The sequence below is a fragment of the Albidovulum inexpectatum genome, from assembly GCF_002927635.1.
In the GTDB taxonomy this organism is placed as follows: Bacteria; Pseudomonadota; Alphaproteobacteria; order Rhodobacterales; family Rhodobacteraceae; genus Albidovulum; species Albidovulum inexpectatum.
The window spans coordinates 66,628-88,379 of record NZ_PRDS01000005.1 but is presented as its reverse complement, the minus strand read 5'-3'; the positions used below and the strand labels follow the sequence as shown (position 1 = coordinate 88,379).

The following is a 21,752-nucleotide window of genomic DNA, read 5'->3' as shown; positions in this document are numbered from 1 at the left end:
TTACCCCCCGTTCAGCCGGTCCCGCAAGAGCTTTCCGGTCTTGAAGAACGGAACATGCTTTTCCTCGACATGGACCGTCTCGCCGGTGCGCGGGTTGCGCCCTGTCCGCGCGTCACGCTTCTTGACCGAAAAGGCGCCGAAACCGCGCAGCTCGACCCGGTCGCCGCGGGCCAGAGCTTCGATGATTTCCTCGAAGATCGTGTTCACGATCCTTTCGACATCCCGCTGATACAGGTGCGGGTTTTCCTCTGCGATCTTCTGGATCAGCTCCGATCGGATCATCTATCCCCCCTTGTCGGCATCTCTCGGGCAGCCTTCACGATACCGGCCGACTATAGGGCCAAACGCGCCCCGAACAAACAGAAAGCCATTGGAAACACGGGAATTTCGCCCACAAAGCTGGGGCATCTGGCCCGTCTTCGGGTCATCGGCGGGGCGTTTCCGCGTCACTGCAGCGCAGCATCGCGGCGGTGCCCGCCCTCGCGACGCGCACCCCGCCCGGACCGATTCGCGGGGCATCGCACAACGAAAATGGCCCCGCCTTTCGGGCGGGGCCACCGATCTGCCGGTCTTGGCAGGATTACTTGTCGTTCGACCCCTTGAGCGCGGCGCCAAGGATCTCGCCCAGCGAGGCACCCGAGTCGGACGAGCCATACTGCTGCACGGCTTCCTTCTCTTCGGCGATCTCGCGCGCCTTGATCGACAGCGACAGCTTGCGCGTCTTCGGATCGACATTGGTGACCCGGACATCGACCTTGTCGCCGACCTGGAAGCGCTCGGGGCGCTGCTCGGAACGGTCGCGCGACAGGTCCGAACGGCGGATGAAGGACTTCATGCCGTTGTATTCGACCTCGATGCCGCCTTCCTCGATCGCGGTCACGGTGACGGTGATGACCGAACCCCGCTTGATGCCGTCGATCGCTTCCGAGAAGGTGTCATCCAGCGCCTTGATCGACAGCGAGACACGTTCCTTCTCGACATCGACCTCGGTGACGACCGCCTTGACGATGTCGCCCTTGCGGTAGTTCTGGATGGCTTCCTCGCCGCGCTGATCCCAGGACAGGTCGGACAGGTGCACCATGCCGTCGATATCGTTGTCCAGGCCGACGAACAGACCGAATTCGGTGATGTTCTTGACCTCGCCTTCGATGACGGTGCCGACCGGATGGGTCTCGGCGAAGACTTCCCACGGATTGCGCTGGGTCTGCTTCAGGCCCAGGCTGACGCGACGCTTGGCGCTGTCGATTTCCAGCACCATGACGTCGACTTCCTGGCTGGTCGAGACGATCTTGCCCGGATGGACGTTCTTCTTGGTCCAGCTCATCTCGCTGACATGGACCAGACCCTCGACGCCCGGCTCCAGCTCGACGAAGGCGCCGTAATCGGTGATGTTGGTCACCCGGCCGCGATGCACCGAGCCAACGGCATATTTCTGCTCGACCTGATCCCAGGGATCGGACTGCAGCTGCTTCATGCCCAGGCTGATGCGGTGCGTGTCCTTGTTGATCTTGATGACCTGAACCTTCACCGTCTCGCCGATCGACAGGATCTCCGACGGGTGGTTCACGCGGCGCCACGCCATGTCGGTGACATGCAGCAGGCCGTCAACACCGCCCAGATCGACGAAGGCGCCATATTCGGTGATGTTCTTGACCACGCCTTCCACGACCTGACCCTCGGACAGGTTGGCAATGACCTCGGCGCGCTGTTCGGCGCGGCTTTCTTCCAGGATCGCGCGGCGCGAAACCACGATGTTGCCGCGGCGGCGGTCCATCTTCAGGATCTGGAAGGGTTGCTTCAGACCCATCAGCGGGCCGGCATCGCGCACGGGACGCACATCGACCTGGCTGCCCGGCAGGAAGGCCACGGCACCGCCCAGATCGACGGTGAAGCCGCCCTTGACGCGGCCGAAGATCGCGCCTTCGACGCGCTCGTCATTGGCATAGGCCTTTTCAAGCCGATCCCAGGCGGCCTCGCGGCGGGCCTTCTCGCGGCTCAGCACGGCCTCGCCGCGCGCGTTCTCGACGCGCTCCAGATAGACCTCGACCTCGTCGCCGACCTTGATGTCGGGCGCCTCGCCCGGATTGGCGAATTCCTTCAGATCGACGCGGCCTTCCATCTTGAAGCCCACGTCGATGATGGCCTGGCCCGCCTCGATGGCGATGACCTTGCCCTTGACGACGCTGCCTTCCTGAGGCGTGTCCAGTTCGAAGCTTTCGTTCAGGAGGGCTTCGAATTCCTCCATCGTGGCTTTAGCGCACATGCGGTTCAATTATCCTTTTCGTCGTGTTTGACTGGCCATGCGGTTGGCTCCGCCGGTCTTTCAGTTGGTCTGCCGCAGAAAGCACGAAAAACGACAAGGGCCGGTGAAACCCGACCCTGCCCCGTTTGATCCGCACCGGCTCTGGCGGCCTGCTCGACGCCCGCCTCTATAATTGCTTTGCCCCCATGCGGCAAGAGCGCAATGAATTCGCCGTCACTGCGCGTTCAGGCGCGACTGCACGATCTCGATCGCGCGCGCCACGGCCTGATCGACACTCAGATCCGAGGTGTCCAGAATGACCGCATCGGGCGCGGGCCGCAGCGGCGCCTCGGCCCGGTTCATGTCCCGCGCATCGCGTTCGCGCACCTCGGCCAGGACCTGATCCAGGCTGCGGGGCGCAGCCTCTCCGCCCAGCTCCAGCCATCTGCGACGGGCGCGCATTTCCGGGCTGGCGGTCACATACAGCTTCACCTCGGCCTGCGGGCAGATCACCGTGCCGATATCGCGCCCGTCCAGCACCGCGCCGCCCTCGCGGCGGGCAAAGCGGCGCTGGAAATCGGCAAGCGCCGCGCGCACCTCGGGGATCGTGGCGACCCGGCTGGCGGCCTGCCCGGCTTCCAGGCTGCGCAGGTCGTCGCGCCGCAGGTCGGCATCGGTCAGGCTGCGGGCGGCCTCGACCGGATCGCCGCCCTTCATGCCCACCGCACGATAAAGCAGCCCCGTGTCCAGATGCGCGAAACCGAAATGGCGCGCGATCGCGCGGCTGATCGTGCCCTTGCCCGCCGCCGCGGGGCCGTCGATGGCCACGGTGAATTTCATGCCACTACTCCGCTTCGCGGCGGATATCGGCGCCAAGGCCACGCATCAGGTCCTCGAAGACCGGGAAGGACGTGGCGATCGGCCCGCCATCATCCACGCCGACCGGGTTGCGCGCGGCAAGGCCAAACACCAGGAAGGACATCGCGATGCGGTGATCCAGATGGCTTTGCACGACGGCGCCACCCGGAACGCCTGCCGGCCCCATCCCGTGCACGATCATCCCGTCGGGCTCTTCCTCGACGCGCACGCCGCAAGCTTCCAGACCGCGCGCCATGGCATCGATGCGGTCGCTTTCCTTCACGCGCAGCTCCGATACGCCCCGCATCACCGTCGGGCCTTCGGCAAAGGCGGCGATTGCCGACAGGACGGGATATTCGTCGATCATGCTGGCCGCGCGCTCGGGCGGCACCTCAATCCCTTTCAGGGTCGAGAAACGCACCCGCAGATCGGCGACCGGCTCGCCCCCTTCCTCGCGCGGGTTCATGAAATCGATCTGCGCGCCCATTTCGCACAGCGTCACGTAAAGGCCATTACGCGTGGGATTCTGGCTGACGCCCGGAACAAGGATATCCGACCCTTCGACGATCAGCGCGGCGCAGACCGGAAAGGCAGCCGAGGACGGGTCGCGCGGCACCGCGACCTGCTGGGGCTTCAGCTCGGGCTGGCCGGTCAGCGTGATGACATTGCCCTGGGGCGTCGTCTCGACCTCGATCCGGGCGCCAAAGCCGCGCAGCATCCGTTCGGAATGGTCGCGCGTGGCCTCGCGTTCGATCACCACGGTCTGACCGGGCGTGTTCAGTCCCGCCAGCAGGACCGCCGACTTCACCTGCGCCGATGGCACCGGGACTTCATAGCGCACCGGCACCGGATCGGCCGCACCGACCACGGTCATCGGCAGCCGCCCGCCCTGACGGCCGTATGCGCGCGCGCCGAACAGCGACAGCGGATCGGTCACGCGCCCCATCGGGCGCTTGCGCAGGCTGGCATCGCCGGTGAAGGTCGCGGTGATGGGCGTCGTGGCCATCGACCCCATGATCAGGCGAACGCCCGTGCCGGAATTGCCGCAATCGATCACCTGATCGGGTTCGCGGAAACCACCCACGCCCACGCCATGAACCGACCATTCGCCGGGGCCGTGCTGCGTGACCTCGGCGCCGAAGGCGCGCATCGCCGCCGCCGTATCCAGCACGTCCTGCCCCTCCAGCAGGCCCGTGATGCGCGTCTCGCCCACCGCCATCGCGCCCAGGATCAGCGCGCGGTGCGAGATCGACTTGTCTCCCGGTACTTCGGCCGAGCCCCGCAGGGGCCCCGCGCGGCGGGCGGTCATCGGAACGGGCTTACCATGGGCGGACATGCGCATCTCCCTCGCGTGTTTGTCCGCGCTGATAGCGCAACCGCGCGGGGCGGTCCATGCCCCGGATCGGGGTCAGCGGCGGCGAAAGGTCAGGTAATGCGGCGCGCGTCCTTCGCGCAGGGCCTTCTGCTCATAACGGGTCGAGATCCAGTCCGCCCAGGGGGCGCTGCCCTGATCGACCAGATCGAACCCGGCTTGCGGTACTTCCTCGAGCGTCTGGCGCACGTAATCGGGAATATCGGTCGCCACGCGGAACTCGCCGCCCGTGCGCATCGCGCGCGCCAGCGGGATCAGGTGCTCGGGCGTGACAAAGCGGCGCTTGTGGTGACGCTTCTTGGGCCATGGGTCGGGATACAGCAGAAAGGCCCGGCCGATCGAGCCTTCCGGCAGGACGTCCATCAGGTCACGCGCATCGCCCGGGTGCACGGCAACATTCGTCAACCCGGTCTGGCGCAACTTGCCCAGAAGCATCGCGACGCCGTTGATGAACGGTTCGCAGCCGATGATTCCCACATCCGGATTGTTGGCCGCCATGTGGACCAGATGTTCACCCCCGCCAAAGCCGACTTCCAGCCAGACGTCGCGCTTTTGCGGGAACAGGGCCGTCAGGTCGATCGGGTGACGCTCGGGGTTCTCGTCCCATGTCACGCCGCGCGGACGCAGGCGATCGAGATCTTCCTCCAGATAGGTCTTCTGGCTTGGCCGCAGGGACTTGCCATGCGTGCGCCCGTGGAAGTTGCGAAATGGTCTTTTGGCCTCGGTCATGGGGCGCGACATAGCCGCACAGACCGCGCGGGGCAAGCCCGCTCAGCCAAAGCGATCGGGCGAGAAGGGCGCAAGATCCACGGCCGGCGCGCGGCCTTGCACAAGATCGGCGACGATGTCCGCGGTTGCCGAGGATTGCGTCAATCCCAGGTGACCATGCCCGAAGGCAAACAGAACGCGCGGCGACCGGCGCGCGCGTCCGATCACCGGCAGCGTGTCGGGCAGCGACGGGCGCATGCCCATCCATTCGGTGCCACCCTCGGCCCGCAGTCCCGGCATGAAGTCCTGCGCCTTGCGCAGCATCGCCCGGGCACGCGCGAAATTGGGCGGCAATTCCGTCCCGCCCAGCTCGACCGCGCCGCCGATACGTATGCCGCCAGACAGGGGCGCGGCGACGAAGCCGTGCTCATCGAAGGTGACATGGCAGCGCAGATCGAAGGCGCCGGGCGGCAGCGTCGTGTTGTAACCCCTTTCGGCCTCGAGCGGGAAATCCTGACCGATGCTGCGCGTCAGCCGGTTGGAATAGATGCCCGCCGCGATCACGACATGCGACGCCCGCATATCCCCGTCGGTGGTCTGCACCGCGACTGAACCGTCCTCAGGCAGCACGGCGCGCGCCTCGGCGCGAACAATCCGCCCCCCGGCGGCGCGCAACGCCTCCGCCAGCGCCAGAACATAGTCGCGCGGGTCCGAAATCGCCCACCAGTCCTGCGTGAAGATGCCGCGCTGGAACCGCGGCGACAGGCCGGGCTGGATGCCGGCGATCTCATCAGGCGAGGTCAGCCACTGGAAGCGCCAGCCCTCGGATTCGGCGCTCTCGTAGGACTGCCGGGCGGCCTCGAAGGCGCGCACGGATTCATAGACCCGGATCTGGCCGCGCTTGCGCAGCATGTGCAGGCTTCCGGCGCGCTGCATGAAGGGTTCCAGCGTCCGTCTTGCATGCAGCATCAGGGCGCCCTGCGCACGCCGCGCGGCGCGAACCCGGGCGGGCAGGCATTCGCGTGCAAAGCGCAGCATCCAGGGCAGGACATGCACCGCATGGCGCGGCGGGATCGACAGCGGTCCCAGAGGGTCGAACAGCCAGCGCGGCGCCGCCAGAAGCTTGCCGGGCGAGGCCAGAGGGTCGATCTCGGGAAAGGCAAAGCCGCCGGCATTGCCGGCCGAGGCCCCCGCGGCGGGCCCCTCACGGTCGATCACCGTCACCGACAGCCCTCGGGCTGCGGCCTCGACCGCGGCAGACATGCCGATGACACCTGCCCCGATCACCAGAAGTTCGATCTCTTGCCTTGCGTCCATCCTGTCCTCTTGCGCCAAACCGCACCCGATCTAGGGCGCGATCCGGCGAAAATGGCAAGTGGCATGCCAGCATCCGGCACCGACGGTCCATCCGGCGCCGCGCTGCACGGGCCGGGCTTCATGGCTTGGGCATCACCGCTGGATCATCACGGCTGGATCATCACGGGGCTTCACGTCATCGGGACCGGCTTGAAACGTGGCTTGGCGCCGTGTTCATCCGGGGTAGAACGGGTGACCGAAACACATGAACGAGGTTCTCCGTGAAGTCTGGCCGCAAACCCATCCTGTTCGCCTTGCTGGTCGCTCTGGTTCTTGTGGCCGCATGGGCGATCGCCCGGTCAGGACCGGACATGCAGATGCTGCAAGACGCCCTGTCGCGGCTGGAACGCCTGATGCAGCAGCATCCGGTCGCCACCTGGCTGGGCTATTTCGTGGTCTATGTCGCGGTCGCGGCACTGTCATTGCCGCTGGCGGTCTGGATGACGCTGGGCGCAGGGGCCTTGTTCGGCTTTGGTCCCGGGCTGCTGCTTGTGTCCTTTGCCTCGACCATCGGGGCAACCCTTGCCTTCCTGGCCGCACGCCACCTGTTGTCGGATTGGGTCCATGCGCGCCTGGGCGATCGGCTGAAATCGATCGACGAGGGGATGAAGCGCGACGGAGCCTTTTATCTCTTCACCTTGCGGCTGATCCCGGTGGTGCCTTTCTTTGCGCTGAACCTTGCGATGGGGCTGACTCCGATCCGCACCCTGACCTTTTACGTTGTCAGCCAGCTGGGGATGCTGCCCGCGACGGCGATCTACGTGAATGCCGGCACACAATTGTCGGCCATCGAGAACCCCTCGGACATCCTGTCGCTTCCGGTGATCCTGTCGCTTGTCGCGCTGGGGGTGTTCCCCTGGGTCGCGCGCGCGGCGGTGGGCCTGTGGCGTCGCCGGCAGGTCTATTCCGGCTGGCAAAGGCCAAGGCGGTTCGACCGGAACCTGATCGTGATCGGCGGCGGTTCGGCCGGCCTTGTATCAGCCTATATCGCGGCCGCCGTGCGCGCGCGCGTGACACTGGTCGAAGCCAACCGGATGGGCGGTGATTGCCTGAATACCGGCTGCGTGCCGTCCAAGGCGCTGATCCGCAGCGCGAAGCTTGCCCATCAGATGCGCCATGCCGACCGCTATGGTCTGACGCCGGTCGCGCCCGAAATCCCCTTTCGCCAGGTTTTCCGGCGCGTCGAGGATGTCATCAAGGCGATCGAGCCGCATGATTCCGTCGAACGCTATCAGGGGCTGGGCGTCGAGGTCCTGCAAGGCCATGCCCGGCTGATCGACCCCTGGACGGTCGAGATCGCAGGCCCCGATGGCCAGACGCAACGACTGACGACACGGTCGATCATCCTGGCAACCGGGGCACGGCCCTTCGTGCCGCCGATACCCGGCCTGGACGAGGTCGGATACCTGACATCCGACACGCTGTGGCAGGAGATGCGCGAACGCGACCACGCGCCCCGCAGGCTGGCCGTGCTGGGCGGCGGGCCGATCGGCTGCGAGCTGGCGCAGGCCTTCGCACGGCTTGGCTCGCATGTCATCCAGATCGAGATGGCCGATCGCGTGCTGCTGCGCGAGGACCCCGAGGTCAGCGACCTGGTGCGCGATGCCATGTCTGCCGACGGGGTCGAGGTGCTGACCGGGCATCGGGCCGTCTCCTTCGGGCGGGATGATGGCGGCAAATGGGTGGAAGTCGAGGCCGACGGCGCGCGACGGCGCATCCGGTTCGACGACGTGATCGTGGCGGTCGGCCGGCAGGCGCGGCTCGAAGGCTATGGCCTTGAGCGTCTGGGGATCGAAACCGGGCGCGTGATCGAAACCGACGAATTTCTGCAGACCCGTTTCCCGAACATCCTGGCCGCGGGCGATGTCGCGGGGCCGTTCCAGTTCACCCACGCGGCTTCGCATCAGGCATGGTTCGCCACCGTGAACGCCCTGTTCGGCGGGCTCAAGCGCTTCAAGGTCAATTATCGCGTCATGCCCTGGGCAACCTTCACGGATCCCGAGATCGCGCGGGTCGGCCTGAACGAGACCGAAGCGCGGGAAAAGGGCATCGCGTACGAGGTCACGCGCTATCCGCTGGACGATCTGGACCGGGCAATCGCCGATGGCGCCGCCCGCGGCTTCGTCAAGGTCCTGACGCCTCCGGGCAAGGACCGAATCCTGGGCGTGACCATCGTCGGAGAACATGCCGGCGACATCATGGCCGAATTCGTCTATGCGATGAAACAGGGCCACGGGCTGGGCCGGATCCTGTCCACGGTCCATATCTATCCCACGCTGTCGGAGGCCGCGAAGAATACCGCAGGGCAATGGCGGCGCACCCATGTGAACGAAACCGCGCTGTCGCTGCTGCAGCGGTTCCACGACTGGCAGAGAGGCTGAATGATCGATCGTCACCTGGTCCCCCTGGTCCGGCAAGCGGTGCGTCCCGTCGCGCGCATTCTGGTGCGTGCCGGCATATCCGCCGATCAGGTGTCCATCCTTGGCTTCGCGCTTGGGGTCGGCGGCGCGGCCGCGCTGGCGCTTGGCGCCCATGGGGCGGGCCTTGCGCTGATCCTTCTGAACCGCCTGGCCGATGCGCTGGATGGCGAGATCGCGCGCCTGACGACCCCCACGGATCGCGGCGCCTTTCTGGACATCGCGCTTGACTTCCTTTTCTATGCGCTGGTGCCTTTGGGCTTTGCGATCGTCGATCCGTCGCGAAACGCATTGCCCGCCTGCGTGCTGATTGCCAGTTTCGTGGGCACGGGGTCCAGCTTTCTGGCCTTCGCCACGATTGCCGAACGGCGGGGGATGCGATCCCTGGCCTTTCCGACAAAGGGCATCTATTACCTTGGCGGCCTGACCGAAGGCGCCGAAACGATCGCCCTGTTCGTTGCCATGTGTCTGTGGCCGCAGGGCTTTCCCATTCTGGCCTATGGCTTTGCCTTGCTGTGCGCGGTCACCACGCTGACGCGCTGGCATCACGGTTGGACAGCCTTCACGCCACAGACAGAGACCGTTGCGCCAGGCCATGACGCGCCCGGGGGCGTCCGCGAAGCGCGCTGAGCCTATCCAACGCGCCGGCGCGCGTCATGATGGGGGCCGGGGCCGAAATGCCTGCGCAGGATCTGCAAAAGACGCCGGTGCAGCCCGCGATGGCGGTTGCGCAGATGAACCCCGGCATGGATCGGCACCGACAGGGGCGGAGCATCGGCCACATGCCGGGCGATGCCTTCCTCGGCCAGAATGCGCGCCGAGTCGCGCAGGACATAGGCCGTGCCGCCCATCGTCCGGATCAGCGACACCATGGCCGCGTTCTGACCGATCGACAGGCTGGTGGCCGACAGTTGCGGCAGAAGCTGGGCATGAACCTGCGGCAGCGCGTCTGAAAAGTGGGGCATGATATAGGTATCGGGCCGAACGTCGGACAGCCTGTCGGTTTCCGTCGAAACCATCAGATAGGTGATCTCGCCCAGGGTCTCGAATTGCAGATCGGGGTGATAGCGCGGCGTGAACAGGATCGCGATATCCTGCGAACCCGACAACAGGTCTGCGCACATCTGGGCCGAGTAATCGGCTTCGAACTGGAACGAGGCTTCGGGCAAGGCCGAGCGAAAGCCCGCGATCAGGCGGCTGAAATGCTCGCCGACGAGGTCGTGCTGAATGCCGACGCGCAGGGTGGCGCGTTCGCTTCCCATGTCGCGGATCGCGCGGCGCGCCTCGGTCCAGTCGTGCAGCAGGCGCCGCGCATGGGGTGCAAAACGCAGACCTTCGGTCGTCGGCTCGGTTCCTGCCCGGGACCTTTGAAACAGCCGATGGCCGAGGGCGGCCTCCAGCGAACGAATGCGGGCCGAGACGGTCGACTGGCGCAGACCCAGGCGTTCGGCCGTGCGGTTGAAACTGCGCGTTTCGAACAGATCAAGAAAGGTTTCGACAAGCTCGATTTGCATCGCGGTCACCGTCTGATCGAATTCATCGATCAATAATGACTGACAATGCGAATTGAAGAAAGCCATCCGGGCCACGAATACTGCGGAAAACGACAGGATGCAGGGAGGCGCTCATGTCCGGGGTCCCGACGACCGCGCGGGTCGTCATCATCGGTGGCGGTGTGGTCGGCGTTTCATCGCTCTATCATCTGGCCCGCGCGGGCTGGACCGACTGCGTTCTGCTGGAAAAGAACGAACTGACCGCCGGATCGACCTGGCACGCGGCCGGCAACGTGCCGACCTTTTCGACCTCATGGTCGATCATGAACATGCAGCGCTATTCGACCGAGCTCTACCGCGGTCTGGGCCAGGCGGTCGATTACCCCATGAACTATCATGTCACCGGCTCGATCCGCCTGGCGCATTCGCGCGAACGCATGCAGGAATTCGAGCGCGCAAAGGGCATGGGGCGCTATCAGGGGATGGATCTGGAAATCCTGACGCCCGGGGAGATCCGCGATCGATATCCCTTCATCGAGCTGCACGACCTCAAGGGCGCGCTCTATGACCCGGCCGATGGCGATATTGACCCCGCGCAGCTGACCCAGGCGCTGGCCAAGGGCGCGCGGCAGATGGGCGCGAGGATCCTGCGTTTCACGCCGGCAACGGGTGTCAGCCGGCGCAACGGCGAATGGATCGTCCATACCGAAAAGGGCGACATCGCCTGTGAATATGTCGTCAATGCCGCGGGCTATTATGCCCAGCGCGTGGGCGAATGGTTCATCCCCCATGGCGGGCGGCGCGTGCCCATGATGGTGATGAGCCATCAATATCTCTTGTCCGAGGAAATCCCCGAAGTCGAGGAATGGTCCCGGGAACACGGGCGCAAGCTGCCCCTGCTGCGCGACGTGGACACGTCCTATTACCTGCGGCAGGAAAAGAACGGCTTCAATCTTGGCCCCTACGAGCCGAACTGCCGCGCGCATTGGGCGACACCGGACGACCCGATGCCCGACGATTTCAGCTTCCAGCTGTGGTCCGACGATCTTGAACGGATCGAGGACATCGTGATGGATGCCATGGCCCGCGTGCCCCTGCTGGGCAAGGCCGGGATTTCGCGGGTCATCAACGGCCCCATCCCCTATGCGCCTGATGGCAACCCGCTGATCGGACCGATGCCCGGCGTGCCCAATGCCTTCGAGGCCTGCGTATTCACCTTCGGCATCGCCCAGGGCGGTGGCGCAGGCAAGGTCCTGGCCGAATGGATCACCGAGGGCGCCACGGAATGGGACATGTGGTCGTGCGACCCGCGCCGCTTCACCGACCATGCCGACCACGACTATTGCGTGGCAAAGGGCATGGAGGTCTATGGCCACGAATACGCCATGCATTTCCCGTGGCACGAATGGCCGGCCGGCCGGCCGAAGAAGCTGTCGCCCGTGCATGAGCGGGTCGCCGAACTGGGTGCGCAGTTCGGCGCCTATAACGGGTGGGAACGCGCCAACTGGTTCGCGCGGCCCGGCGACGACACGTCCGAGGAAGCCACGCTGACCTGGGGGCGTGCCGGCCCGTGGGAGCCGCGCATCCGCGAAGAGGCACTGGCCGTGCGCGACGGCGTTGGCGTTCTCGACCTGCCCGGCTTCTCGCGCTTCGAGCTGTCGGGCCCGGGCGCGGCCGAATGGCTGCTGGGGCGCATCGCGGGCGCGCTGCCCCGGGCGGGGCGCATGAATCTTGGCTATTTCCCGGACCATCGCGGCCGCGTGCTCAGCGAAATGACGCTGATGCGCCACGACGAGGATCGGTTCACCCTGATCACCGCCGCCGCGGCCCAATGGCATGACCGCGAACTGCTGGAGCGCGCGGGCATGCCCGAGGGCGTGACGCTGACTGACCGGACGCGCGATCTCGATACGCTGATCGTCACCGGGCCCGAGGCACGTGGCCTGTTCGAAACCGTCGGGACCGAGGCCGATCTGTCCCTGGCCTGGCTGTCGCACCAGCCCGCGCGCGTCGCGGGGCGGCCCTGCCATCTGGCGCGCGTCTCCTTTGCCGGGGAACTGGGATGGGAAATCCACGCCGCCAATGCCGACATGCCCGCGATCTACGAAGCCGTGCTGAAGGCCGGCGCGCGGCCCTTCGGCATGTGGGCGCTGAACAGCCTGCGCATCGAGAAGGGCTATCGCGCCTGGAAGCAGGACCTGTCGAGCGACTACAGCCTGCTGCAATGCGGACTGGACCGCTTCATCCGGTTCGACAAGCCACAGGACTTTCCCGGCAAGCAGGCGCTTCTGGCCGAGCGCGAGCGCGGTCCGGCCAAGCGCTTTGCCATCCTGACCGTGGACGCGGGCGAGGCCGACGCGCCCTACATGTCCACGATCTGGCAGGACGGGCAGATCGTGGGCGAAACGACATCGGGCGCCTGGGGCTATCGTGTGAACGCCTCGGTGGCACTGGCGATGCTGCGGTCCGATCTGGTGGGCCCGGGCACCGAAGTCGAGGTCGAGATCTATGGCGAGCGCCGTCCCGCCGTCGTGCATGGCGACCGGCCGCTCTGGGACCCCGAGAATACCCGGCTGCGCGCATGATCCGTCACACGGCCGAAGAGAGCGAGGAACGACATGTCTGAACAGGTGCTGCCAAGGCGGGCGCGGTGCGTCATCATCGGTGGCGGGGTCGTGGGCTGCTCGGTGGCCTATCATCTGACGAAACTGGGCTGGACCGATGTCGTCCTGCTGGAGCGAAAGCAGCTGACCTGCGGAACGACGTGGCATGCGGCGGGCCTGATCGGGCAGCTGCGATCCTCGGCCAACATGACGCGGCTGGCAAAATATTCGGCCGATCTCTACCGCGGCCTGGAGGAAGAGACGGGCATGGCCACGGGCATGCGCACGGTCGGCTCGATTTCGGTCGCGCTGACGCAAGAAAGAAAGGAAGAGCTGTTCCGCAATGCCTCGATGGCGAGCGGTTTCGGGGTGCCGGTCGAGGAGCTTTCGCCCGCCGAAGTCAAGGCGCGCTACCCGCATCTGAACATCGACGGCGTGACGGCGGGCGTCTGGCTGCCGACCGACGGCCAGGGCGACCCCGCCAACATCGCGCTGGCGCTGGCCCGGGGGGCACGTAACCGGGGCGCCCTGATCGCCGAAGGCGTCAAGGTGACGGGCGTGAAGGTCGAAGGCAGGCGCGCGCGCTTGGTCAGCTGGCAAAGAGGCGACGAGCGGGGCGAGATCGAGGTCGAGCATGTCGTGAACTGCGCGGGCATGTGGGCCCGCGACGTCGGGCGCATGGCCGGGGTCAACGTGCCGCTTCATGCCTGCGAACACTTCTACATCGTGACCGAACCGATCCGCGGGCTCGAACCGTTGCCCGTCCTGCGGGTTCCCGACGAATGCGCCTATTACAAGGAGGATGCGGGCAAGCTGCTGCTGGGCGCCTTCGAGCCGAACGCCAAGCCGTGGGGCATGAACGGCATCCCCGAGGATTTCTGCTTTGACCAGCTGCCCGAGGATTTCGACCATTTCGAACCGATACTCGAGCGCGCGGTCCACCGCCTGCCGATGCTGTCCGATGCGGGTATCCACACCTTCTTCAACGGGCCGGAAAGCTTCACGCCGGACGACGCCTACAATCTGGGCCTGTCGCTGGAGGTCGACAATTTCTGGGTTGCCGCGGGTTTCAACTCGATCGGCATCCAGTCTGCGGGTGGCGCCGGCATGGCGCTGGCCGAATGGATGGACAGCGGAGAGAAGCCCTTTGACCTTGGCGATGTCGATGTGGCGCGCAACCAACCCTTCCAGGGCAACCGTCACTATCTGTTCGAACGCGCGAAAGAGGTCCTGGGCCTGCTCTATGCCGATCATTTCCCCTATCGGCAAAAGGCCACCGCACGGGGAATCCGGCGCACGCCCTTCCATGCGCGGCTTGACGCCCTGGGCGCGGTCTTTGGCGAGGCCGGTGGGTGGGAGCGCGCCAACTGGTTCGCGCGCCCCGGCCAGGAACGCGCATACCGTTATTCCTGGGGGCGGCAGAACTGGTTCGACAATGCCGCCGAGGAACACCGCGCGATGCGCGAGGGCGTGGGATTTTACGACATGTCGTCTTTCGGCAAGATCCGCGTCGAGGGGCGGGATGCCGAGGCCTTTCTGAACCGGATCTGCGGGGCCGACATGGCCGTGCCCGTTGGCCGCATCGTGTACACCCAGTTCCTGAACGCGCGCGGTGGGGTCGAGGCCGATGTCACCGTCACCCGCCTGTCGGAAACCGCCTATCTGGTCGTCACGCCCGCGGTGACGCGACCGGCTGATCAGGCCTGGATGCGCCGCCATATGGGCGATTTCAACGTCGTGCTGACCGATGTCACCGCCGCCGAAGGCGTCCTTGCCGTGATGGGGCCGCGCGCGCGTGAGCTGATGCAGCGCGTCAGCCCGAACGACTTTTCCAATGACGGCCACCCGTTTGGCTGGGCGCGCGAGATCGAGATCGGCATGGGGATGGCCCGGGCCCATCGCATGTCCTATGTCGGCGAGCTGGGCTGGGAAATCTTCGTTTCGACCGACATGGCGGCGCATGTGTTCGACACGCTCTGGCAGGCGGGCGCCGAGCTGGGACTGAAGCCCTGTGGACTGCATGCGATGGATTCGTGCCGTATCGAGAAAGGCTTTCGCCATTTCGGCCATGACATCACCTGCGAGGATCACGTTCTCGAGGCGGGGCTTGGCTTTGCCGTGGCGCTGGACAAGCCCGATTTCATCGGGCGCGAAGCGTTGCTGCGCAAGAAGGAAACGGGTCTTTCGCGGCGGCTGGTGCAGTTCCTGCTGCGCGACCCGCAGGCGCTGGTCTACCACAACGAACCGATCCTGCGTGACGGCAGAATCGTCGGGCACCTGACCACGGGCGCCTATGGTCACCATCTGGGTGGCGCGGTGGGGCTTGGCTATGTCCCCTGCCCGCACGAGAGCGCGGCAGACGTTCTGGCGTCGCGATATGAAATCGAGATCGCGGGAAGACGTGTCGAAGCCACGGCGTCGCTGAAACCTCTGTACGACCCCACGGGCGCAAGGATGCGCATGTAGCCCCACCAACCGGGGCACCAATTCTGTGCAGCGAGGATGCCATGGAACAGGAACGGGAATGTGCACCAAGACGCGCGGCGCGCACGGGCGGGCGTGAGGCACGCCGTGCGGCCCGCGCGGCCCCCCTGGCCGAAGAGATCCGGCCGATCCGGCCCGGCCTGCCCGGCGGACAATATCGACCGCTGAGCGATGCGGACATGGCGCGGATCCATGCCGCAGCGCTGGATGCGCTCGAGCAGATCGGGCTGGCCAACGCGCCCGCCTCGGGCGTCGAGATCCTGACGGGCGCCGGCGCGGTTCGTGGAGACGACGGCCGCATCCGCTTTCCGCGCGCCCTGGTCGAGGACATGCTGGCCGTGGCCGCGCGCGACATCACTCTGCACGGTCGCGACCCGAAATACGACCTGCATCTGAGCGGCACCCGGGTCCATTTCGGCACCGCGGGCGCGGCGGTCCATGTCGTCGATGCGATCACGGGGGAATATCGCGACTCGACGGCGCAGGACCTGTTTGATGCCGCCCGGATCGTCCAGCATCTGGACAATGTGCACTTCTTCCAGCGCGTCATGGTCGCCCGCGACATCGCCGACCCGCTGGAGATGGACCTGAACACGATCTATGCGAGTTGCGCGGGGACGTTGAAGCATGTGGGCACGTCCTTCTCGGACCCGGCCAATGTCGGCCCCTGCATGGATCTGATCCACGAGATTGCCGGGGGCGAGGCAGCCTGGCGCGCGCGGCCGTTCGTCTCGAACTCGAACTGTTTCGTCGTGCCGCCGATGAAATTCGCCGAGGAAAGCTGCGTCGCGATGGAGCACTGCATCCGGGCCGGAATGCCGGTCCTGCTGCTTTCGGCTGGCCAGGCCGGGGCGACCGCGCCCGCGCCCATCGCGCTGGCCATCGTTCAGGCCGTCGCCGAATGCCTGGCCGGCGTGGTCTATGTCAACGCGATCCGACCCGGCCATCCGGCGGTATTCGGCACATGGCCCTTCGTGTCGGACCTGCGCACGGGCGCCATGTCGGGCGGTTCGGCCGAACAGGCACTGCTGACGGCGGGCTGCGCGCAGATGCATCACTTCTATGGACTGCCCGGCGGCGCGGCCTCTGGCATCACCGATTCCAAGCTGCCCGACATGCAGGCGGGTTGGGAACAGGGCATCACGAATGTCCTGGCCGGGCTTGCGGGTCTGAACATGGCCTATGAAACGGTCGGGATGCATGCCTCCCTGCTGGGCTTCTGCATGGAAAGCCTGATCCTGGGAGACGACATTCTGGGCCAGGTCCTGCGCTGTGTCCGCGGTATCGAGGTGAATGCCGAAACGACCTCGCTGGAGGTGATGAAGGAAGTCTGTCTTGGGGGGCCGGGTCACTATCTGGGCGCGGACCAGACCTTGCGGTTGATGCAGACCGAATATGTCTATCCCAGCCTGGGCAACCGGATGAGCCCGAAGGAATGGGTCGAGGCCGAACGGCCCCAGCTGATCGCCCGCGCCCGCGCGCGGAAAGAGGACATCCTGGCGCGCGCGCAGATCCAGATCGACCCGGCCGTCGACGCGGCGATCCGCGCGCGGTTCAACATCCATTTCCATTAAGGGATCCATATGCATTACGGTTACGTCGGTCTTGGCAACCTTGGCGCGAAATGCGCGGGGCGGCTGTTGCAGGCCGGGTTCGCACTGACCATCCATGACGCCAACCCCGATGCGGGTGGCGCCTTGATCGACGACGGGGCACGCTGGGCCGAGGATGTCGAGAGTCTTGCCGCATCGGTGGATCACGTGATCACCTGCCTGCCCTCGCCAGCAGTGTCAGAGGCCGTCCTGCGCCGCATCCTGCCCGCGATGCGCCCCGGCGCGACCTGGATCGAGATGTCGACTCTGGGGCGGGACGATGTGCTGCGCCTTGCCGATGTCGCATCGCAGGCGGGCGTTCGCATGATCGAACTGCCGGTCACGGGGGGCGTCCACCTGGCCGCCCGGGGCGAGATCACCATGTTGCCGGGGGGCGACGCAGACCTCGTCGAGCTGCACCGCCCCGCAATGAAAGCGATGGGCAACCGAATCTTTCACATGGGGCCGCTGGGATCCTCGGCAATCATCAAGGTGATCACCAACATGCTGGCCTTCATCCATCTGAAGGCCACGTCCGAGGCCCTGATGCTGGCACGGCGCGGGGGGCTGGATCTGGGGCAGGCATGGGAGGCGATCCGGGCCTCTTCGGGCAATTCCTTCGTCCACGAAACCGAGGGCGCGCTGATCCTGAATGGATCCTACGATATCGGCTTCTCGATCGACCTTGCCCTGAAGGACCTTGGCTTTGCACTTGGCTTCGGCCGCGAATTCGGCGTGCCGCTGGAACTGGCCGCGCTGACCGAACAGACCTATGTCGCCGCGCGTGCCGCCTATGGCGGGCAGGCCCAGTCGCCGATGATCGCCAAACTTCTGGAGGACATGCTGGGCACCGATCTGCGCGCACCCGGCTTTCCCGATCGCCTGGAATGACCCGTCGCAGGGTCGCAAAGCGACAGGGCCTGTCGCGGATCGACCAGTGACACCCCGCCCCACCCGCTAGATCAGATAAAGGGGGAGGCAGGATGGACAGCCATGACTACATCATCGTCGGGGCCGGGTCGGCCGGCTGCGTTCTGGCCGAACGGCTGACGGCCAACGGCCGCCACCGGGTGCTGGTGCTGGAGGCGGGCGGCAGCGGCCGGCGGTTCTGGGTGAACCTGCCGCTGGGTTACGGCAAGCTGTTCTTCGATCCGGCGGTCAATTGGTGCTACCGGACCGAACCCGATCCTGGGCTTGCGGGCAATCGCGACTACTGGCCGCGCGGCAGGATCCTTGGCGGGTCGAGCGCGATCAACGCCATGGTCTGGATCCGCGGCCATCGCGGCGACTATGACGACTGGGAGGCCGCGGCCGGCCCCGGCTGGGGCTGGGAGGCCGCGCGCGCCGCCTATCGCGCGATCGAGGACAACGAGGCCGGCGCGGACGACTGGCGCGGTGCGGGCGGGCCGCTCTTCATCTCGGCCAACCGGCGCGATCTGCATCCGCTGGTCGAGACCTTCCTGCGATCGGCCGAGGCGACCGGGCTGGCGCGCAATCCCGATTTCAACGGGGCCGAGCAGGAAGGGGTCGGCATCTACCAGATGACGATCCGGGGGGCGCGGCGCAATTCGGCGGCGCGTGCCTTCCTGCGCCCGGCGATGCGGCGGCCGAATCTGCGCGTCCTGACCCATGCCCATGTGACCCGCATCCTGTTCGAGGGCCGGCGCGCGGTCGGCGTTGAATACCTGCGCAACGGCCGGCGCGAGCGGGCAATGGCCGCGCGCGAGGTGATCCTGTCGGGCGGCGCGATCAATTCGCCGCAGGTTCTGATGCTGTCGGGCGTTGGGCCGGCCGCGCATCTGCGCCAGATGGGCATCGAGATCGTCGCCGATGCGCCCCGGGTCGGGCAGAACCTGTGCGATCACCAGGGCATCAACTACACCTGGTCGATGAAGGTGCCGACCTACAACGACATCCTGCGACCGTGGTGGGGCAAGCTGGTGGTGGGGCTGCAATACGTTCTGGGCGGCCGCGGGCCGCTGGCCAAGTCGATCAACCATGCGGGCGGCTTCTTCCGCACCTCGCCCGACCAGCTGCGGCCGAACATGCAGCTTTACTTCCAGGCCTTCTCGACCCTGATCCCGCGGGAGGGCGAGCGTCCGCTGCTGACGCCCGACCCGTTTTCGGGCCTGTCGATCGGTCTGTCGAACTGCCGCCCGACCAGCCGCGGCGAAATCACGCTGGCCTGCCCCGATCCGCTGGCCCCGCCGCGCATCGTCGCGAATGCCTTTTCCACCGATCACGACGTGCAGGAGATGCTGGCCGCGGTGAAATTCCTGCGCCGCATCGCCGCGCAAGAGCCGATCCGGCCGCTGATCCTGAAGGAGCTGCGCCCCGGGCCGGAGGTGACAAGCGACGACGACCTGATCGCCGATTTCCGCGCGCGTTCGGGCACGGTGTTTCATCCCTCCTGCACATTGCGGATGGGGCGCGATCCCGCGACCTCGGCGGTCGATCCCGATCTGCGCCTGCGGGGCGTCGCGGGGCTGCGCGTCTGTGACGCTTCGGTCTTTCCCACGCTGATCGGAGGCAATACCAATGCGCCCAGTATCCTTGTCGGCTGGATCGGCGCCGAACGGATCCTGCGTGACGCGAATTCGGGGGCCTAGGTGGCACTTCTTCTGGGGATAGACACGGGCGGCACCTATACGGATGCCGTGATACTGGACGATGCGGCCGACCGCGTCGTGGCTGCGGCCAAGGCGCTGACGACGCGCCCAGACCTGTCGCAGGGGATCGCCGCCGCGATCGATGCCGCGATCGCGCGGGCCGGAATCGAACCACGGCGGATCGCGATGGTGTCGCTGTCCACGACGCTGGCCACGAATGCCCTGGTCGAGGGCCACGGCGGGCGGGTCGCGCTGGTCTTCATCGGCTTCGATCCGGCCGAACTTGACCGCGAGGGCCTTGCCGAGGCGCTGCGCGGCGATCCCGTGATCGCGCTTGCGGGCGGCCACAGTCATTCGGGCGCCGAAATCGCCCCTCTGGACCTGAATGCCTTGTCTCGCGGGCTGCAGGCGCTGCCCACGGGCATTACCGGAATCGCCGTTGCCGGGCGCTTTGCCACTCGCAATCCGGCACATGAACTGGCTGCGCGTGACCTGATCCGCGCGCATACCGGACTGCCGGTCACATGTTCGCATGAATTGTCGGCCGGTCTGAACGGTCCGCGCCGGGCGCTGACGGCGCTCCTGAACGCACGCCTGATCGGCATGATCGACCGGCTGATCGCCGCATGCCATGCGCACATGGCCCTGCGCGAGATCGACGCGCCGCTGATGGTGGTACGCGGTGACGGCGCCCTGGTTTCCGCCGAACTGGCGCGCGAACGGCCGATCGAGACGATCCTGTCGGGTCCCGCGGCATCTGTTGCGGGCGCCCGATGGCTGAGCGGCGCCGCGGATGCGATCGTCTCGGATATCGGTGGGACGACCACCGATGTCTGTCTGCTGCGTGCGGGCCGGCCAAGGATCGATCCCGACGGCGCGCGCGTCGGCGGCTTTCGCACGATGGTCGAAGCCGTCGCGATGCGCACCACGGGGCTAGGCGGCGACAGCGAGGTGCACCTCACCGAGGGCTTGCGCGCGGGTCTGCGCCTTGGCCCGCGCCGACTGGTGCCGGTCGCCCTGCTGGCGCGCAACCATCCGGGACTGGTCCATGGCGCGCTGGACGCGTGGCTGGCGCAATCTGCCGTGGGCGAACAGGACGGCCGCTTTGCCATCGCGATGTGGGCCGGCACCACCCCACCCGAAGGCCTCGATCGGCGCGAAACCGAGATCGCACAGCGGCTGGCGCAAGGTCCGGCGCGGCTGTCGGATTGCCTGCGCACCCGTCTGGAATTGCCTGCGCTGATGCGCCTGGTCCAGCGCGGACTTGTCATGCTGTCGGGCATCACGCCTTCGGATGCGGCCCATGTCCTGGGGCGCCTGGACAGCTGGGACACCGATGCAGCCCGCAAGGCGCTGATGCTGTTTGCGCGCCGCCGCGACGGACGCGGCGACCCGATCGCGCGGGACCCCGAATCCCTGGCCCGCGCCATCGTCGATCAATTGACGCGCCAGACGGTGGATTTCCTGCTGGAATGTGCCTTGGCCGAGGATAGCCGGGACTGGGCCGCCGCGCCAGAGACCTTGGCGCGTCACGAGCTGATGCAGGCGGCGCTGGATCGTCATGCAGGGACGATCCGGCTGAGCGCCTGTCTGGGTGTCCCCGTGATCGGGCTCGGGGCCTCGGCCCCGTCCTGGTACGGTGCCGTGGGCGAGCGGCTGGGCACGCGCATGATCCTGCCCGAACATGCGGGCGTCGCGAATGCGATCGGCGCGGTCGTGGGCCAGGTTGCGGTCCATGCCGAAGGCAGCGTCACCAGCCCAGGCCCCGGCCAGTTCGTTGCGCATCTGCCATCCGGCCCCACGATCTTCGGCGATCAGGACACGGCGGTCCAAGCGCTTGCCCAAGCCCTGTGTGCCGAGGCCGAAGCCCGCGCGCGCCATGCCGGGGTCGAGAAGGCAAGGCTGGAGATCGACCGAGACATCCGCCAGATCGAGGTCGAGGGCCAGCCCATGTTCATCGAGGCGCGGCTGCGCGTGACTGCTTCGGGCCGGCCACGAATCGCGACCGGATAGGGACG

The 21,752-nt window shown here is 66.6% G+C and carries 15 protein-coding genes; 8 read left to right on the top strand and 7 right to left on the bottom strand.

What is annotated here, in order from left to right:
- From ihfB to LV82_RS09040, 6 genes are all read right to left on the bottom strand, one after another.
- Positions 1–282, bottom strand: coding sequence for an integration host factor subunit beta (gene ihfB / locus LV82_RS09065; protein ID WP_104070989.1), 282 nt, complete (start codon positions 280–282; stop codon positions 1–3).
- A 298-nt stretch (positions 283–580) separates the two neighbouring features.
- Positions 581–2,263: a 30S ribosomal protein S1 gene (rpsA, locus tag LV82_RS09060; protein WP_104070987.1), complete on the bottom strand. Its 1,683-nt coding sequence runs from the start codon at positions 2,261–2,263 to the stop codon at positions 581–583.
- Positions 2,264–2,476: 213 nt separating this feature from the next.
- Positions 2,477–3,082 carry a (d)CMP kinase gene (locus LV82_RS09055; protein WP_104070986.1) on the bottom strand — a complete coding sequence of 202 codons (606 nt, stop codon included), beginning with the start codon at positions 3,080–3,082 and terminating at the stop codon, positions 2,477–2,479.
- 4 nt (positions 3,083–3,086) lie between these two features.
- Positions 3,087–4,436: a 3-phosphoshikimate 1-carboxyvinyltransferase gene (gene aroA / locus LV82_RS09050; protein WP_104071253.1), complete on the bottom strand. Its 1,350-nt coding sequence runs from the start codon at positions 4,434–4,436 to the stop codon at positions 3,087–3,089.
- A gap of 72 nt (positions 4,437–4,508) precedes the next feature.
- Positions 4,509–5,201, bottom strand: a complete 693-nt coding sequence (trmB, locus tag LV82_RS09045; RefSeq protein ID WP_104071252.1) for a tRNA (guanine(46)-N(7))-methyltransferase TrmB — start codon at positions 5,199–5,201, stop codon at positions 4,509–4,511.
- A gap of 42 nt (positions 5,202–5,243) precedes the next feature.
- Entirely contained in the window at positions 5,244–6,497 is a 1,254-nt protein-coding gene (locus LV82_RS09040) for an NAD(P)/FAD-dependent oxidoreductase (RefSeq protein WP_104070984.1), read from the bottom strand.
- A 260-nt stretch (positions 6,498–6,757) separates the two neighbouring features.
- Here LV82_RS09040 and LV82_RS09035 point away from each other — a divergent pair, with 260 nt between their 5' ends.
- Positions 6,758–8,917, top strand: coding sequence for an FAD-dependent oxidoreductase (locus LV82_RS09035; RefSeq protein ID WP_211289196.1), 2,160 nt, complete (start codon positions 6,758–6,760; stop codon positions 8,915–8,917).
- Positions 8,918–9,583: a CDP-alcohol phosphatidyltransferase family protein gene (locus tag LV82_RS09030; RefSeq protein WP_104070983.1), complete on the top strand. Its 666-nt coding sequence runs from the start codon at positions 8,918–8,920 to the stop codon at positions 9,581–9,583.
- Between the two features lie 2 nt (positions 9,584–9,585).
- Here LV82_RS09030 and LV82_RS09025 read toward each other — a convergent pair whose 3' ends face one another.
- The gene (locus LV82_RS09025; protein WP_104071248.1) at positions 9,586–10,467 is read right to left on the bottom strand and encodes a LysR family transcriptional regulator; all 882 of its coding nucleotides are present in this window, start codon (positions 10,465–10,467) and stop codon (positions 9,586–9,588) included.
- A gap of 113 nt (positions 10,468–10,580) precedes the next feature.
- Between LV82_RS09025 and LV82_RS09020 the strand changes: the two genes are divergently transcribed.
- The 6 genes from LV82_RS09020 (at position 10,581) to LV82_RS08995 (ending at position 21,747) form a co-directional block, all read left to right on the top strand.
- Complete coding sequence (locus LV82_RS09020) at positions 10,581–13,031, top strand: GcvT family protein (RefSeq protein WP_104070981.1); 2,451 nt, start codon at positions 10,581–10,583, stop codon at positions 13,029–13,031.
- A 33-nt stretch (positions 13,032–13,064) separates the two neighbouring features.
- Positions 13,065–15,515, top strand: coding sequence for a GcvT family protein (locus LV82_RS09015; RefSeq protein ID WP_104070980.1), 2,451 nt, complete (start codon positions 13,065–13,067; stop codon positions 15,513–15,515).
- Positions 15,516–15,556: 41 nt separating this feature from the next.
- Positions 15,557–17,107 carry a trimethylamine methyltransferase family protein gene (locus tag LV82_RS09010; RefSeq protein WP_104070978.1) on the top strand — a complete coding sequence of 517 codons (1,551 nt, stop codon included), beginning with the start codon at positions 15,557–15,559 and terminating at the stop codon, positions 17,105–17,107.
- Between the two features lie 9 nt (positions 17,108–17,116).
- Entirely contained in the window at positions 17,117–18,016 is a 900-nt protein-coding gene (locus tag LV82_RS09005) for an NAD(P)-dependent oxidoreductase (RefSeq protein WP_104070977.1), read from the top strand.
- 92 nt (positions 18,017–18,108) lie between these two features.
- Positions 18,109–19,734, top strand: a complete 1,626-nt coding sequence (locus LV82_RS09000) for a GMC family oxidoreductase (RefSeq protein ID WP_104070975.1) — start codon at positions 18,109–18,111, stop codon at positions 19,732–19,734.
- On the top strand, positions 19,735–21,747 hold the full coding sequence (locus LV82_RS08995) for a hydantoinase/oxoprolinase N-terminal domain-containing protein (protein WP_104070973.1): 2,013 nt from the start codon (positions 19,735–19,737) through the stop codon (positions 21,745–21,747). It begins immediately after the preceding gene.
- Positions 21,748–21,752 lie beyond the last annotated feature (5 nt).

Excerpts from the sequence above, each read along its gene's own strand:
- LV82_RS09005 (WP_104070977.1), top strand. The coding sequence starts at position 17,117 with ATGCATTACGGTTACGTCGGTCTTGGCAACCTTGGCGCGAAATGCGCG.
- LV82_RS09055 (WP_104070986.1), bottom strand. The coding sequence starts at position 3,082 with ATGAAATTCACCGTGGCCATCGACGGCCCCGCGGCGGCGGGCAAGGGC.
- LV82_RS09030 (WP_104070983.1), top strand. The coding sequence starts at position 8,918 with ATGATCGATCGTCACCTGGTCCCCCTGGTCCGGCAAGCGGTGCGTCCC.
- LV82_RS09025 (WP_104071248.1), bottom strand. The coding sequence starts at position 10,467 with ATGCAAATCGAGCTTGTCGAAACCTTTCTTGATCTGTTCGAAACGCGC.
- LV82_RS09020 (WP_104070981.1), top strand. The coding sequence starts at position 10,581 with ATGTCCGGGGTCCCGACGACCGCGCGGGTCGTCATCATCGGTGGCGGT.
- rpsA (WP_104070987.1), bottom strand. The coding sequence starts at position 2,263 with ATGTGCGCTAAAGCCACGATGGAGGAATTCGAAGCCCTCCTGAACGAA.
- LV82_RS09010 (WP_104070978.1), top strand. The coding sequence starts at position 15,557 with ATGGAACAGGAACGGGAATGTGCACCAAGACGCGCGGCGCGCACGGGC.
- LV82_RS09040 (WP_104070984.1), bottom strand. The coding sequence starts at position 6,497 with ATGGACGCAAGGCAAGAGATCGAACTTCTGGTGATCGGGGCAGGTGTC.
- LV82_RS09015 (WP_104070980.1), top strand. The coding sequence starts at position 13,065 with ATGTCTGAACAGGTGCTGCCAAGGCGGGCGCGGTGCGTCATCATCGGT.
- trmB (WP_104071252.1), bottom strand. The coding sequence starts at position 5,201 with ATGACCGAGGCCAAAAGACCATTTCGCAACTTCCACGGGCGCACGCAT.
- ihfB (WP_104070989.1), bottom strand. The coding sequence starts at position 282 with ATGATCCGATCGGAGCTGATCCAGAAGATCGCAGAGGAAAACCCGCAC.
- aroA (WP_104071253.1), bottom strand. The coding sequence starts at position 4,436 with ATGTCCGCCCATGGTAAGCCCGTTCCGATGACCGCCCGCCGCGCGGGG.
- LV82_RS09000 (WP_104070975.1), top strand. The coding sequence starts at position 18,109 with ATGGACAGCCATGACTACATCATCGTCGGGGCCGGGTCGGCCGGCTGC.